The sequence below is a fragment of the Viridibacillus soli genome (assembly GCF_016612995.1).
Classification (GTDB): Bacteria; Bacillota; Bacilli; order Bacillales_A; family Planococcaceae; genus Viridibacillus; species Viridibacillus soli.
Map to the genome: position 1 here is coordinate 55,940 of NZ_JAEOAH010000007.1, position 16,114 is coordinate 72,053.

The 16,114-nt window shown below is 34.4% G+C and carries 14 protein-coding genes; 12 read left to right on the forward strand and 2 right to left on the reverse strand.

What is annotated here, in order from left to right; translation table 11 throughout:
* Positions 1 to 4 precede the first annotated feature (4 nt).
* Positions 5 to 751, forward strand: coding sequence for an ABC transporter ATP-binding protein (locus tag JFL43_RS07920; protein ID WP_234447663.1), 747 nt, complete (start codon positions 5 to 7; stop codon positions 749 to 751).
* A gap of 2 nt (positions 752 to 753) precedes the next feature.
* Positions 754 to 1,527 carry a TatD family hydrolase gene (locus JFL43_RS07925; RefSeq protein WP_325166651.1) on the forward strand — a complete coding sequence of 258 codons (774 nt, stop codon included), beginning with the start codon at positions 754 to 756 and terminating at the stop codon, positions 1,525 to 1,527.
* A 250-nt stretch (positions 1,528 to 1,777) separates the two neighbouring features.
* Here JFL43_RS07925 and JFL43_RS07930 read toward each other — a convergent pair whose 3' ends face one another.
* A complete protein-coding gene (locus JFL43_RS07930; RefSeq protein WP_200748597.1) occupies positions 1,778 to 2,914 on the reverse strand; it encodes an MFS transporter in 1,137 nt (378 codons plus the stop codon).
* A gap of 209 nt (positions 2,915 to 3,123) precedes the next feature.
* On the opposite strand from JFL43_RS07930, the gene JFL43_RS07935 reads away from it, so the two are divergent.
* From JFL43_RS07935 to JFL43_RS07970, 8 genes are all read left to right on the forward strand, one after another.
* Positions 3,124 to 4,260, forward strand: a complete 1,137-nt coding sequence (locus tag JFL43_RS07935; protein WP_200748598.1) for an FIST signal transduction protein — start codon at positions 3,124 to 3,126, stop codon at positions 4,258 to 4,260.
* An 11-nt stretch (positions 4,261 to 4,271) separates the two neighbouring features.
* Entirely contained in the window at positions 4,272 to 5,255 is a 984-nt protein-coding gene (locus JFL43_RS23160) for a methyl-accepting chemotaxis protein (RefSeq protein ID WP_200748599.1), read from the forward strand.
* Positions 5,256 to 5,758: 503 nt separating this feature from the next.
* Positions 5,759 to 6,205, forward strand: a complete 447-nt coding sequence (locus JFL43_RS07945) for a hypothetical protein (protein WP_100794747.1) — start codon at positions 5,759 to 5,761, stop codon at positions 6,203 to 6,205.
* Positions 6,193 to 6,483: a DUF2653 family protein gene (locus JFL43_RS07950; protein WP_200748600.1), complete on the forward strand. Its 291-nt coding sequence runs from the start codon at positions 6,193 to 6,195 to the stop codon at positions 6,481 to 6,483. Before JFL43_RS07945 ends, JFL43_RS07950 begins: the two co-directional genes overlap by 13 nt.
* Before the next feature lie 161 nt (positions 6,484 to 6,644).
* A complete protein-coding gene (locus tag JFL43_RS07955) occupies positions 6,645 to 7,910 on the forward strand; it encodes a hypothetical protein (protein ID WP_200748601.1) in 1,266 nt (421 codons plus the stop codon).
* Positions 7,911 to 8,514: 604 nt separating this feature from the next.
* A complete protein-coding gene (locus JFL43_RS07960; protein ID WP_200748602.1) occupies positions 8,515 to 11,334 on the forward strand; it encodes a toxin-antitoxin system YwqK family antitoxin in 2,820 nt (939 codons plus the stop codon).
* Between the two features lie 322 nt (positions 11,335 to 11,656).
* A complete protein-coding gene (locus JFL43_RS07965) occupies positions 11,657 to 11,956 on the forward strand; it encodes a hypothetical protein (protein WP_200748603.1) in 300 nt (99 codons plus the stop codon).
* Between the two features lie 14 nt (positions 11,957 to 11,970).
* On the forward strand, positions 11,971 to 12,267 hold the full coding sequence (locus tag JFL43_RS07970) for a hypothetical protein (RefSeq protein ID WP_200748604.1): 297 nt from the start codon (positions 11,971 to 11,973) through the stop codon (positions 12,265 to 12,267).
* Between the two features lie 383 nt (positions 12,268 to 12,650).
* On the opposite strand, the gene JFL43_RS07975 is transcribed toward JFL43_RS07970, so the two are convergent.
* The gene (locus JFL43_RS07975) at positions 12,651 to 13,037 is read right to left on the reverse strand and encodes a hypothetical protein (protein WP_200748605.1); all 387 of its coding nucleotides are present in this window, start codon (positions 13,035 to 13,037) and stop codon (positions 12,651 to 12,653) included.
* 499 nt (positions 13,038 to 13,536) lie between these two features.
* Here JFL43_RS07975 and JFL43_RS07980 point away from each other — a divergent pair, with 499 nt between their 5' ends.
* Entirely contained in the window at positions 13,537 to 15,243 is a 1,707-nt protein-coding gene (locus tag JFL43_RS07980; RefSeq protein WP_200748606.1) for an NEAT domain-containing protein, read from the forward strand.
* A 59-nt stretch (positions 15,244 to 15,302) separates the two neighbouring features.
* Positions 15,303 to 15,821, forward strand: coding sequence for an NEAT domain-containing protein (locus tag JFL43_RS07985; protein WP_200748607.1), 519 nt, complete (start codon positions 15,303 to 15,305; stop codon positions 15,819 to 15,821).
* Positions 15,822 to 16,114 lie beyond the last annotated feature (293 nt).

Sequence of the window (16,114 nt, forward strand, 5' to 3'; positions counted from 1 at the left end):
AACAATGTTACTTAAGATGAATCATATAGAAAAGTCTTTTGCCAAAACACGAGTATTGAACGATATATCAATGCATGTAGAAGAAGGTGAATTTGTTGCTTTGCTCGGACCATCAGGGAGCGGCAAGAGTACGCTCTTTAACTTAATCGGAGGAATGACTAGTCCAGATGAAGGTACAATTTTGTTGAATGACAACATAATTCACGGACAAAAGGGACTGATTGGCTATATGCCACAGCAACCATCCCTTTTTCCTTGGCGAACTGTCATTGAAAATGTCGTACTCGTGCAAGAACTTTCTGGAAAGCCAAATTATGAAGAAGCAAAAGAATGGTTAAAAAAAGTAGGATTGCAAGATTTTCAAAACGCCTATCCAATGGAATTATCAGGTGGCATGAAGCAGCGAGTAGCCTTTATAAGAGCGTTACTAAGTAAGCAAAACTTACTATGTCTGGATGAACCATTCTCAGCTTTAGATGAATTTACAAGAATTGAAATGCAAAAGTGGCTGCTTTCTGTATGGGAAGATAATCGAAAGTCGATTTTGTTCGTCACACATAGCATTGAAGAAGCTTTATTTTTAGCAGACCGAATTTACATATTAACGAAACGGCCAGCTACTATAAAGGAAGAAATAATAGTTCCTTTTGCAAGACCTAGAGAGGAAAGTCTTTTGAATGCAAATGAATTTTTTCAACTAAAGCAGAAACTTTTCAATTTGTTGAGAGATGAAATCAAAGTAGGTGAGTGATAATGATAATGATGATAGATGCCCACATCCATTTTGATCAATATGCTGAAAGTCAGCGAGAGATTATATTAAAAGAAATGTCCTTATTTAATATCTCGCATCTCATTTCAGTATCGACTAGCTTAGCATCCTGCAAAGAAAATCTAACTTTAGCCAAAAAAGATAAGCGTATTCTGCCTGCTTTCGGTTTTCATCCAGAACAAGTCCTAATAGATGAAAAAGACCAAATTCATTTATTTGAATGGATAAGAGAAAATCGTGATCATATGGTCGCAATAGGAGAAGTTGGGTTACCTTATTATAGGAATAAAGAAAAAGGGCTACAGTACCAACCATATATCGACTTACTAGAACAATTCATCTCCCTTGCGACGGAAATAGATAAGCCAATTGTTTTGCATGCCGTATATGAGGATGCAGAAATAGTTTGCGATTTATTAGAAAAATATAAAGTTACCTCTGCCCACTTTCATTGGTTTAAAGGGGATAAACATGTTGTAAAGCGAATGATTTCGAATGGCTATTTCATCTCCATCACACCTGATGTATTATACGAAAAAGAAATTCAGCAACTCGTACATCAATATCCATTAGAGCAAATGATGATAGAAACAGACGGGCCATGGCCATTTGAAGGGAACTTCTTTGGTGAAATGACACATCCAAAAATGATGAGAACCTCTTTTGAAAAGATCGCTGCCATTAAACAACTATCGTTTGAAGCGGTTTCCGAAACTCTCTATGAAAATACGAAAAAATTTTTTCGGGTGGAATGATAGAAATTGATATTAAAAGTTATCCCCTTTGTCTTCTGACAGAGGGGATTTTCTTGTGGAATCGATCTATTTTAGGACGTGAATATTTAGATAAATAACAAACGAGCGGAGTTCCGCAACAAACAAGCGACTTTGCGCAACAAACAAGCCTAGTTCCGCAACAAACGAGTGACTTTGCGCAACAATCACCTTCGCCACACTCCAAAAACCCCATAAAAAAACCAGAGATATAGAAATCTCTGGCTAACTATTAAGCTAAAGCGACTTTTCTATTTAGTAAAGTAACACAAGCAAAGCACAGCAATAGTATTCCAGTGAATACAAAACTGCCTGTGATACCAAAAGACAACCAGCCAAGCAGTGATGATCCCACTACAACACCCATGGAAAAGAACGCATAGAAGTAGCCATAAGCTTTGCCGCGCACTTCAACAGTCGTAGAATCTATCAACAAAGAATTCAACGAAGGAAATAAAAAGGCAAAACCAATGCCATAACAAGCCATCGCTATATAAAGAAACGTGCTTGAATATGCCTGACTTATTAACAGTTGGCTCACACCCATTAAGCTAATGCCAAATGCCAATGTCTTAATAGGAGAAACTTTATCGAAAATTCGATTTGTCGGTAATAGGAACACAAGCACAGCCACAATTCCAAATGCACTCATTAAAGTACCACTTAAACGTGAATCAAATCCTAATTCCTGCACCTTTAATGGTAGCAAATAAGCAATGGCACCTTGAGAAAACATAAGGAAAAATGCTCCTGAAAATGCCTTAAGCGTACCTGCATTTTTGAAAAAAGCTCGAATCGGAACATGGCCGTTACTAGTTGAACTACCCTTAAACTGACTTGATTTTAAAATAAAGAAAGCTAATACAGCGAGAACAAGCATACAAGTAGCAGTAATATTAAAAACAAATGGTACGCTTGTCCGGCTAGCTAAAATTCCGCTAAAAGCAGGGCCTGTAATCGCTGCGATTCCAACGAATGCACCTGAAATTGCACTGCTCTTACCACGTTTTTCTTGTTCTGTTTCATTTGCTAAAAAAGTAAATGCCGCTGGTACAATCAAGCCAGCCACTAAGCCGTGGATGAAACGTACAGCTAAGAGCATTGTTGGATTTTCAGCGAACATATAAAGAGCTAAAGCAAACCCGGTAGTAAATAATCCAATTATCAAGATAGCAAATGGACCCCGGCGATCCGTTAGAAACCCTGAAATGATATTGCCAAATGTATTAGACAATGAATACATACCGACTGCTAAGCCTGTTACAAAGGCAGATGCACCAAGTGATTCAGCAAATGTACTCATAACAGGTAGTTGCGTAAACAAATCGAAAAAAGAAAAGAATACAATAACATATATAAATTTTTTCATGAATTACCTCTCCAACTATCAATTTATCTATATATTATATCCTATCAGAGTCAATCACCCAAGTGCTCCACAGTTCAGAGAATTTTAAAAATTAGTAATATCATACTGAAACTTTTCCTTCGCATGATATAATGGAATCTAAAATATGATTAATTAGGGTATTTATAGGGTATTATGCACTAATTAACAATATAAAATGGAGTGTTACTATGGAATTAATACGATCTAATTCTACGACGCACAAAAATACAGCAGAAGCAATAAATCAAGTAACAAGCAAATTACATACAGAACCTGCATTATTATTATTTTTCACAAGCACAATACACAAATTTGAAGAAGTAACGGCATTGTTTCATGAACAATATCCAAATAGCCGAGTTGTTGGATTAACGACGACAGGAGAAATTGGCCCATTTGGGTTCTTAGAAAATGGACTTGCCGCAATGAGTTTTTCAAAGGAAATCGGGCGAATAAGCACGGTTCTGATGGAGGATATTTCGAAATACCCTATTTTCTCACGCAATGATTTAGTTACCGCGGCAAAAAACACAGGCATTAACCTAAATAGTCAATCGCTTGAAAAAGAAGGATTAGCGATAGTATTTCCGAATGGATTAATTGCAGCTGAAGAAAAAATGCTGTCAATTGTCAATTCCATTTTCACTAATGAAGGGTTTCCAGTATTCGGTGGTACGGCGGGGGATGATGCTAAATTCATCGAAACCTATGTTAGTGTAAACGGAAAAATTTCGAGTAATGGTGGTGTCGTCATCTTTATGAAACCGTCCGTTGATTTTTTCATGTTGAAGGAAAATATTTTCACAAGCACAGGCAAATCGATGAAAATCACAAAAGTAGATATAGAACAACGAATTGTCTATGAATTGGATGGGAAAAAAGCAACGACCGTTTACGCAAATTTATTAGGGGTAAAGGAAAGCCAGCTAGACCAATATTTTATGACAAACCCAATTGGCAGAAGGTTTAACGATGAGATTTTCATCGCTTCACCATTTCAAATACTACCGAATGGAGCAATTCAGTTTTACTGCCAAGTTTTCCAAGACGCTATTGTCGAGATTTTAGAGCCAAAGAATCCGTTCGAAACATTACAGCAAACGCTACAAACTTTTACCTCGCAATTTGTACAATTAGAAGGCGTATTAGCTTGCAACTGTATTTTAAGAAAATCACAATTCCAAAGCCAGTGTCTATTCCCTGACTTAAATCGAGAGCTTGAGAAGCTTCCTAATTTGGGTGGTTTCTGCAGCTATGGTGAACAATTCAACAAATCGCTTGTTAACCAAACCCTTGTACTTCTAGGTTTTGGGAAGAAAAGATAGGAGCGTACTGTATGCTGAAAAAATTCTTTAAACAAAACGACATGCAATCTAACATTATAATAGAAGAAATTAAGTCATTAACGACAGCTGAAAAAGCATCGATGATCGATGGTTTACTGGATTTAATCGCATTATTAAAGGTGTCCAATGAAAAAAATGCTAAAGGCGACAGTGTATTTATCGAACGTATCACGGAAGTAAAAGGCACTCTCGAAGGTGAGCGAGAATCTCTAATCGCATCAAGTGAAAATATCCAAAGAATCATTAATGAGGCGGAATATATTCATAGCATCACGAGTACGGTTGAAGAACAAGGCAAGAATAATATTCAATTAGTTACTGAAGGTAATGAAAATATGGACAAGCTTGACGCTCAAATGAACTATGTAAAACAAGTATTTACGAATTTTGAAAAATCCATTACTGAAGTACAGCAAGAAACAAACGAAATCATAACCATTACGAAAATAATAGAAGGTATTGCAGATCAAACCAACTTACTTGCTTTAAACGCTTCAATTGAAGCTGCAAGAGCTGGAGAACATGGCCAAGGTTTCGCTGTCGTAGCAGCCGAAGTTCGCAAATTAGCGGAACAAAGTAAAAAAGCTTTGGTGGATATTAATAAAAAAGTAGATGAAATCGTCGATAAAGTCTCATTTCTCTCAGCAGATATCGCTGGAAAATCAAAAGAAATCAATCATACTCAAGCAATGACACGTTACACAAGCGAATTCTTCGAAAAAATAGCAGCATCTGAAAAAGAACTTTTCACAAGCATGTTAGGCATTAAGCTAGCAACAGATAAAACGATGGCTGAAATCATCACATTCCGCCAAGAACTAGAAGCCAACATCCGTTCATCCGAACAATCAACAAAAAGAATCGACGAACTCTACACATTCTCACAAGATAAATTTTTCATTTCAACAGACATGACATCCTATATCTCACAAATGAATTACTTAGTAGAAGCATTTAAGAATGATAAACTTTAATGAAGTTAGCGATGAAAATATATATAATTAAACCCCCAACCACCTTTTAGGCGACTGGGAGTTTTTTTTATATTTATTAGTTGGCGATAACTACAAATAATTTGATAGTCATTAAAATCCCTCCAATATTCATTACCCCGAAGTTACAGGGCATAAACATAAAAGTGAAAAACAAATCAGGTGTTATGGTTAAGAGTCCTGAAGAACTGAAAGTAAGAGATGTATTATCATATCATTGGTATCGTATAGTCTAGCTCTTACTGTTATTGATTGGCTGAAGAGAATATCAATGAATACATTAGAGAATTGAACGTGAAAAAGATTGTTACACCTTTGAAACTTTTACTTTCCTCACACGTATATTAAGTAAGTCACATAAAGATTCGTGATGAGGGAATTGATCAAAACTTGTATATCAGTTCAAATCCACTACAGCGCATGTTACACTATTTAATAGGCAAGCGCCAAAGTGAAACTACACAAAATTGACGGAGGGTTAAACATTGAAAAAATTAGTAGCAGCTTTATTTGCAGCCACTCTTGTATTTACAAGTGTCGGTAGCTTTGTATTCAACGATCAAGCAACATCTGTTGAAGCAAAAGGATATAAATCAGGTAAGAAAGGCTTTAACACGAACAAAAACAATAACCAACCAACAAACTCGAATATCCAAAAAGATAAACAAGATACAAAAACGTCTAACGGAACAACAGCTAACAAATCAGGTGGTGGCTTCATGAAGGGCGGCCTTATGAAAGGTCTTATGCTTGGTGGACTAGCTGGATTATTATTCGGTGGTCTATTCGGTAGCATGGGCGCACTTGGCTCAATTTTAGGATTTGCAGTAAATATCCTTGCGATTGTCGTGTTAATAGCAGTAGTTCGTAAAGTATTTACCATGCTAAAAGCTAAAAAACAACAAGAGGATGCAAACGCATGGAGAAGATAATCATTCCAGAACAAGATATCATCAATGCAATCTGTCTTTTCCAAGCTCGCAATAAAAACGTCATGCCAGAAGATGTTCAAGCTGAATTGGCATACGATGATGAAGAAGGGTTCTCAGCGGAGTCATTTATTAATGGTCAAATAGAAGCCATTAGCGAAGCTGGACTAATTGCTGCAGTTCGTCTATGGATTTCCGAATTTTTAAACCGCGATCCATTCGCCTCAGGAATAGAACTTGTATTAGATGATGAAGAAGGTATTATTGCAGTAGTAAACTAAATATATTTAAAAAGCAGCACTGATTTATAAAATCAGTGCTGCTTTTTTATGACGATCTAATATTGAAACAAATTTCCTGGTATTTTTCAAAACAATAGGTTAGGGTATGGTAAAATAAGTATAGGATATAAATAAATAATCATAAAGGAGCTTTAGAAACGATGCAGAAAAATAGAACGAAACTTATTAAACCTCTCTCACAGATTATACTATGCTCAATTATATTAATCCCTTCAGCAATAGCGATAACTAATACGGACATCGCCAAAGCCGCTAATTCATCTAAAGTTGAACGGGCAAAGGTTGGCTTTAAATTTAGTAGCCAAAAAGAATCGACACCTAAGAAAAAGGAAACGAAAAAAGAAACGAAAAAAGAAACGAAAAAGAAGGTCAAAAAAAGCTTTAAAGTAAAAAACGGCAAACTTTATAAAGGAAGTAAACTTTATAAAGAGCAAAAACTTTACCTTGGAACGCTCTATGTGAATGGAAAAGAGGCAACAGGTCTCTATACTGTAGATGGAAGCAAGCGTTATTATGAATCCGGCAAACTCTTTACAGGTGTTTTAGAAGGATATTACTTTGAATATGGCAAAGAGCCGGGCAGATATGTCGTTTATAAAAGTAAACTATACTCACCAGATGGTTGGCCAAATGAGGACTTCAGGTTACATCTTGGTTTACTATACAACGGTTCAAAAGTAAATACGGGAACGAATCTTTACAAAGGACAACTATACAACGGTCCAAAACTAAATCAGGGATATAGTATCTATGATGAGGAACTTTATTATGGACCAGCATTAAGAAAAACCAAAACACTATACAAAGATAAATTGTATATCAATGCGCAATTAAATACAGGCTTAACTACTTTTGAGAAAAAACTATATAATGATTCAGAAATAAATGAAGGCCTCGCTCTATATAATGGGAAGCTCTATAATGATGGAGATTACAATACTGGATACATATTATTTAATGATGAACTCTATAAAGATGCTGAAGAAAACTATGGTATTGCAAATTTCGAAGATACATATTATTTCCATACTGATATTGCAGATGGTAAATATGGCGGTAATCTATATGAAAATGGCGATTTGATTAGGAAAGCGACTACCATTAATTCAATCAAAATCAGTGGAACTCAAACGCTTGAAATCACTTTTAGCCAAGCTGTAGATAATATAAAGCCATTTATCGGTGTAGAAAAAGATGGTATTACTTATAACATATCTTCATTTAAATGGGACAAAACAAAAACAGTAGCAACATTTAAAATCTCAAATTCAGTTTCAGCTGGAACTTACAATATTTCAGTTTTAGGGATCGATAATATTAAACTTTTCGGCTCTATTGAAATTCAGGGCGAATCAGCACTCCATATAGCTGATTCAACTTACAGTTATGAAACAGTAGAAGGATAATTAGCGAAAAAACGTAGTCAGAAATTATCTGGCTGCGTTTTTTATTTTGCTTGAAAATTTATAAATAATCTAAAGTAAAACATCTCGTAATTATATGAATTTCCAATATCAAGGCTTATAAGGTAATAATTGAAATTTATCATTACTATCAACACTGCACAATGATTTAAGTGTCACGGAATCCATAATTAAGGAAAAGTTAAAGTGGAATAAATATAGATATATTGAATCTCATAACTCCTAAAATTTATAAAACAACAAGGTTCATCTATAAATTAGTCCCGTATAAAATACAATTTAAGTCATATTATAATAACCTTTTATATTAATAAGTGTTTTATAATAGAAAATTACTAGGTACTTACTAATTTTTATTAATAGATTAATGTTAACTAGTAATGGAAATTTATATAATTTTAGTAGGAATATAATATCAAAAACGCTCTAAATAATAAAAAAGATAAAAATATACTAAGTATATCTTTAAGTATGTGTTAAGATAGTCAATAAGGATTACGTAAAGTTAATTTAAAGGATAAACAACAGTCTTAAATACATGCCTTTGAAGCTTTTGGATAGTCCAACAGTTAAAGGAGAATGAAAAATGGTAAACAATAAACTTAAATTCGTAAAATCAGCTACTGCATTTGTAATTGGTGCAACAGTACTAACAGGATCGTTCGCAGTAACTGGTGCTTCAGATAAAGCATTCGCTAAAGCAGCAACTGTAAAGGTATTAAAAGGTAAATTAGTATCAGTTAAAACAGGTAAAGTAGTAAAAGGTTACAAATCTTATAAAAGCGTAGTATACAAAAACGGTGTGAAATTCACTGGTGTATACAAATCTACATATTATAAAGTAGGTAAAAAAGCGACAGGTACTTACAAAAACGTATACTATAAAACTGGTAAAGCATTTACTGGCGTAGCTAACAAAACGTATTACAAAGCTGGTAAAAAAGCGACAGGTACTTACAAAAACGTATACTACAAAACTGGTAAAGCATACACTGGCGTAGTTAACAATACTTACTACAAAACAGGTAAAAAAGCGACAGGTCTATACAAAGGCGTATACTACAAAACTGGTAAAGCAGCAACAGGTATCTACGAAAATAAACTTTATGTTTCTGGTAACCTAAGCAAAGGTCTAGTAATCTTCCAAGACCAACTTTACAAAGATGCTTCATTAAACAAAGGTTTAGTAATTTTCAAAGATCAACTTTATAAAGATGCTTCATTAAACAAAGGTTTAGTAATCTTCAAAGATCAACTTTATAAAGATGCAGCATTAAATAAAGGTCTAGTAATCTTCCAAGGCCAGCTTTACAAAGATGCAACTTTAAATAAAGGTTTAGAAAAATTCGAAGATAAATTCTACTTCGACGCAGCACTTGCAAACGATACTTACACTGTTGAAGGCGTAGAGCGCGCATTCGAAAATGGTGTTGAAGTTGGCGCTAAAGTTAAAGCTGTAGAGGCGATTAACGCTAAACAAGTTAAAGTAACATTTAACAAATCAATCAATGAAGATACTGTTCTTGATTCAAGTTCAAAATTAGTAGCAGGTTCTATTAATTTTAATGAATCAGCTTCAAATACTACTGCTGCAGTAACTGCTGCAAATGCAACTGGTGAATTTACAGATGCTAATACATTAGTAATTACACTTGGCACTGGTGAAATTTTTGATGGTGCATACACTGTAAGTGCAACTAAAGCAGTAAAAACTACTGGCAAAGAAAGTATTGAAGAATTCTCTAAAGCATTCTCAGTGTCAGATAAAGTTGCTCCAACTGTAGAATCAGTAACTGCAAAAACAAATTCAACTATTGCAACTTCTGCAAAAGTTAAATTCTCTGAACCAGTTTCAGCAGCTGTTGTTAAAATTGATGGAACAGTTTACACACCAGCTAGTGGTAATGGTACAGATGAATTAACATTCAATGGTTTATCATTAAATGCTTCTTCAGAACACACAGTAGAAGTTCTTAACGCAACTGACTACAATAATAATGTTACTCCATTACAAACTAAATCATTCACAGTAAATCAAGATACTGTAGCTCCAGTTGCAACAGCAGTAGCAAGTGGTGACCATGCTATTCTATTAACTTTCGATAAAGATATGACTGTAAGTACTGTAGCAGGTGCTGTTAAAGTTCTTGATGAAAAACTTGGTACAGTGAGTTCTACAGTAACTCAAGTAGGTACAAGTAAAACAAAATTTTTAGTTGCAATGACAGGTACAACACTTTATGATAATGCTGCTTCACGTTCATTAACAGTTGTAGTTGACGACTCTGCTAAAGATTCACTAGGAAATAAAGTTTCTACAACAACTAAAGCTGTATCATTAGTAATAGATGTAACTGCTCCAACTGTTTCTGATGTAGCAGTAGAAAATGATTCAAATGGTAATGCTAAAACTCTTAAAGTGACATTTAGTGAGGAATTAAAAGCTGTACCTGCTGATTTAACAGGTGTTACTGCTAAAGATGCAACTACTGGTACAACAGCTACAGTTACAGATTTATTAGATGCTACAGCTATTAAATTATCTGATGATAAGAAAACTGTTGAAATTCCTGTAAAACCAGCAGCACAAGGTAACAAATACAACTTCGCATTTGCTAAAGGTTTCGTAAAAGATACTGCTTTAACTGCAAATGATTCAACTGGATATGCTAAAACTGTTGCATTTGATAAAGCAGGTTCTGCTTTCAAATTAGCGCAAACTGACTTAGATACAACTACTCAAAATACTATTGTTATTACATTTGCTAAAGCAGTTGTAGGTGACTTCGGAGCAAATGCTGTTAACAACCCTGCTAACTATACTGTAGCTGGTCAAGCTCTTCCAGCTGGTACAGATATTACAATTGATGCAGCTCGTACAGAAGTAACAATTGTCTTACCATCTGATTTTGTTGCAACTACAGATACTAATGCAGTACTTACTGTTAATAACATTAAAGCAACTGATGGTTCTTCTTTAGCAGCATTCATAGGATTTGCTAATGTAAAAGATAACATTGCTCCACAACTTAACAAAGTTGTTTGGAATACAAATGGTTCATTCACATTAGATTTCAATGAAAATATTGCTACTATTGGTGCTGAAGCAGGCTATGAAGTTAAAGTTAATGATACTGTAATTCCTTCTACAGCTTACACATTTGCTCCAGGAACTGGTTCAGATGCGGGTAACATTGTAGCTACATTTGTAACTGCAACTGATGCAACTTATGGTACTTATATTGTAGTTGATGATTCAACAGGTAATGAAGGCTATACAGCTGGTAAAGATATCCTAGTTGGTAATGTTTCAAAAGTTTCAGTAAAAGTATTAGATACTAATACAACTGCAGATTCTGCAACTAATGTTGCAAAATCTGGTATTACTGTATCAGCTACAAAATAATCTAACTGATTATTAAATCCAACCCCTTACCTTATTGGGCGAACGGATTCAGAGACTCCTATCTTCTTTGGAAGATGGGAGTTTTTTTGTTTCATAGCGTTTGGATTCTCTTTTTAAATATATATTATTATCTTGAATTCTAGCTCTCATGTATTCATGCATGAGAGCTTTTTAGTTAGGAGGGAGATTCATGAGTGTTCTAAAAACAACATACAGTACCTAAAAAGAGATTACTTTTAAATGAGCCTATGAAATTTAAAGGCTCTGAAAGTAATTGTTTTACAGGTTTAATTCAAGGTTTTAAGAGAAAAGGAGAATCCAAATGGAAGAGGTTTTTGTTAAGGAATGGTTTACGAAACAACTAAGACAGGTATTTCATGTGTACCCACAAGCATCCAATGTAGAAATTGAGGCCATTGATTTAAAACACTCAGTACTCGAACAGTACATGCATGTGATTAAAAATAAATGGAGTTTAAAACTAGCTACTGCATACTCTTGTACACATGATGATGTAAGAGGTAATCACTGGGAAGCATTTTTCAACTGTACAGAAAATGGTGTTCTTTTTGAACTGTGGAAGAAGAACGAAGAAGTAGTTGCCTACGAGGTCTACAAGTAAAGGAGCATTAGCACATGACCTACAGCTACGAGCGATTTTTAAAAGGGATGGCACTAATAACATCTGACCAAGTCACATTAAATGACATTGGTTACGAAACAATTGAACTCTACAATGAGGAAATGGATGAACGTTTCTTTACAGAAGTAGAATTCAAAGCATTACCGAAGGTTTGCATGATAACAGCGATTAGTTACCTAACGAAAACAAATGAGGATTACTTAATGATGGATGTTTACGATGAAAGCAACCAACATCATGTGAAAACAATTTGGCTGAAAAACGGAGAAATGCAATTAGAGAACGATTAAACTCACGACAAAACTAATTGAAATCTCACGACAAAAGTAAATCAGATAATCAGTAAAAAGGAGAAGTTCATGCGACACAATGCATGGGCTATTTTTGTATGCAAAAAAAATCACGACATTATTATATAACTGTCGTGACAGTAATCAAAATATAATCGTGATCAACAAATAGGAATAACGCTTTAGTTTAAACAATTGATACAATTTAGCTCCTAATTTAAGACGTAAATATTCACATTAGCAACAAGAAGGGTGAGTTTGGTAATAAACAGCGTACTTTGATCAACAATCCTTCAAACCAACCCATAAACACTCAAAAAGCCGCAAAATAGGCGGCTTTCCAAATCGTTTAATTAATCGGTGTGGTCCCCCAAAACTAATAATTATTCTTCACTTACAATTTCTTTATTTCTTTCAAAATAATAATCAAGATTTACATTTTGTAACTCATCGGCAGGTTCAAATAAAAGATTTTGGTTGTCATTTTGATTGTCCACTATATCGTTTTTGACTCCACCATTCCCTTGATTTAGTAAGTTTGCAATCTTATCATCAACGAAGTCTATAGAGTCGGATAAGATAATTTTTAACTCATCAAATGCTATTTCAAGGTTTTGGGGTAGAACAGAAAATAATTCAACACTATCTTGGAAAATAGATTTATTATTCCAATCAAGGGGGTTAGTGGGGGGATTATTCAATGTATAATACGATCCAGCGAGAAAAGATATCGAACTTATTAGTAAAATGGCGAAAAACTTCTTAATCATAATTTATCAGCCTTCTTTCAGTTATAAATACATACTTTCCAAAAGAGTATGTATTTATAACTATAAGCACAATGTTTCAGTAAATAATCGGTGATAGTCATCCAAACCAACATGTTAGTTTGAACAATCTTTGGATTAGGGGATTTTAGTTTGCCGTTATATATGGAATCAGAAAGCGACTAACGTGAGCACTTTTAATCGGAAATTCAATGTAGTGAAAGATACTACAGGGGGGAAAGATTTAAATAAAAGCTCGTGGCATTACTTTAATCGAAAAAGAAAAAAGGAAAAAATTCACTAAAAGAAAACTCGGTTAAATTATTTAATAATTAAATCCAATTATACCCATTTTATTCGCTTTTTGTATGTCGAAACGGTGAATAAAATAAGAGGCATATTAATTTATTTCATTTAATTGAGAATAATTCTCAAAATAAGCTTTACAACCTAAACATTAGTTGGTACGATATATCCATAAATTCACTTAGGAGGAGTCAAAATGAATTATAAATCTACTTACATAGCGAAGTTAGCATTAGCTATACCATTATTACTAGGAACGGTAGCAATAGCAACACCAGAGGCATTAGCTGCGGACAACACAGGGGTTACAACTAATTTAACTGAAAATACAGCTGGCAAAATAGCGGATGGCGAATACAAAATCCCGTTTGAATTTCTTTACAAAGGTGCAGCATCAGCGCATATGGATCGTAACGTTAGTAAAACAGCAAAATTAACTGTTCAAAACGACAAAAAATATGTTGAAATTACATTCCTTTCTGAAGAAGGCATTAAAGAGTTTTTAGTAAAGCAAGCAACAGATGCAGATTTTAAAAAGCTAGAAAAAGTAAGCGATTTAGTTTATAAACTTGAAGTAACAGACTTGGCTGCAAAAATTGATACAAAAGTTCATATTGTCATGTCAACTCCGAATGGTGTGCACGATGTAGTGTATCCATTCCAAATCGCATTTGATACAGCTAATATTAAGTCTGTGGTAGCAGATGGACTTTACTCTATCAATTCAGCTTTTTACGATCAAAAAACTGGGCTAGAATCAACAAATATGAAGAAATATGCTAACTCACAAGTTGTCATTAAAGTAGAAAAAAATCAAAAGTATGCTTACTTAACACTTATGGGAAGCTCTATGATTAAAGGCTTTAAAACGGTACAAAATGAAGTGTTAACAGAATCAGAAGTAGTCAGCACGAATGCTCTTAAAGACGAACGTGTTGTAAAATTCCCTATTTCTGAAACAAAAGACAAGTTAGCAACAGCTCTACATGTAGTTGTACCTGGTGTGTATGATACAGAACATAAACTTGATCTAAAATTCGACACGGCTTCATATAAACTAGACAGTAGTATCATTGATCCAGAAACAGTAGAAGATGTACTAGCTCCTTCTACAAACTCGGCTGTTCTAAAAGTGACGAATGCCAAGGGGTCAACAGATAAAATTGAAATTTCTGGTGTTGCAGACACAGACATCGTGAAAATCTACTCTGATAAAGATGCGAAAAATGAAATTGGTACTAAAACAGGTAACGGCACAATCGAAAAATTAAACCTTTCTTCGACAGGTGGCACGCTTTATTACACTGTTAAATCTGAAGGGAAAGATGTGTCGACAGTAAAATCTGCTGAATATAATGCAGAAAAAACAGAACGTAGCCTAAAAATTACTACGACAAACCATGCAAACTCAAAATATGACAAAGTTGTCGTTACAGGAGTAGCAAAGGGTGATGTAGTGAAAATCTATAATGCTGATAAAAAAGTACTTAAAACAGCAACTGCTACAAGCACTGAAGTTACTTTCGGTGGTGTAAAACTAGGCGATAAAAAGACAACAATTTATGTAACAGCACAAGCTAAAGGCTATAATATTTCAAGCTACAAATCAGCAGCAGTAAAAGCAGTTGCTAAGTCTACAAAACTAAAAACATCAAATATCACTGTGACAAATGCAAAAGGTGCAAATGATACAATCACTGTGAAAAACCTAAAAAAAGGCGATAAAGTCGTTGTCTATAATGTAAAAGGTAAGACAATTAAAGGGAAAACGGCATCATCAAAAACATTAAAAATTTCAAAACTAAACCTTGGTAAAAAAGCTGGCAAAGTAAAAATTAGCGTTATCCAAGCAAAAAAACTTGAAAGCACAACTGTTACAAAATCATTCTCTAAAGAAAAATAATCCCGTATATGCCGTCTACCAAGGCGGCATATATTTTTTTATGAAAAGGAGGAACAACTATGAAACAATTAGTCAAAATCGCACTAATAATCGCGTTAATCTTTAGTGCAGCTTCTATAGCTACACCTCAAGCACAAGCAGCGACAACAACGACATTGAATGCAATTAAACAAGGGCAATATACGGTGCCGATTCAATTTCTAACGGATGGTACAAGCAAATCATCGGTCATGAATACGTATGTCAACCCAACTGCCAAGCTAGTTGTCAAAAATGGTAAACAGTATGTCCAAATTACCTTAAAAAACAGCGATTGGATTACGGGGCTTAAAGTAAATACAAACGGTAAACTAACGAAACCAAAAACAATCAGCACCAACAAAAAGAAAAAAGAAAAAGTAGTCCAATTTGAAGCAAAAGATATTACTACTAAACTAAATGCTTGGGTAAAAGTAGACGCAGCAAAATATAACTATCATCACAAATATAATGTACAAATAAAATTCGATTCAAAAAATGTAAAAAACAAATCCGGCAAAAAAGTCACAATCAAAAAGCCGAAAACAACAAAGCGCTAAAAACTAGTTCCATGAGTGTGAAACAGTCACATCAACAAAGTTTCCAACACTCAAAAAGGTAAATTAGAAAGCAAAGTACGCACTATTAAATATAAAAATAAAAAACCGCCATCCGAGCGGTTTTTTTAGTGCCTAAAAAGAGGTGGTAGGAGGACGTGAATATTTAGAATAATAACAAAGGAGACTACTTGCGCAACAAATGGGGCTAGGAGCGCAACAAACGACGGGAGATCCGCAACAATCAGCCTGAATTGCGCAACAATCACTCAACACTATTGTAAAAATTGCCATAC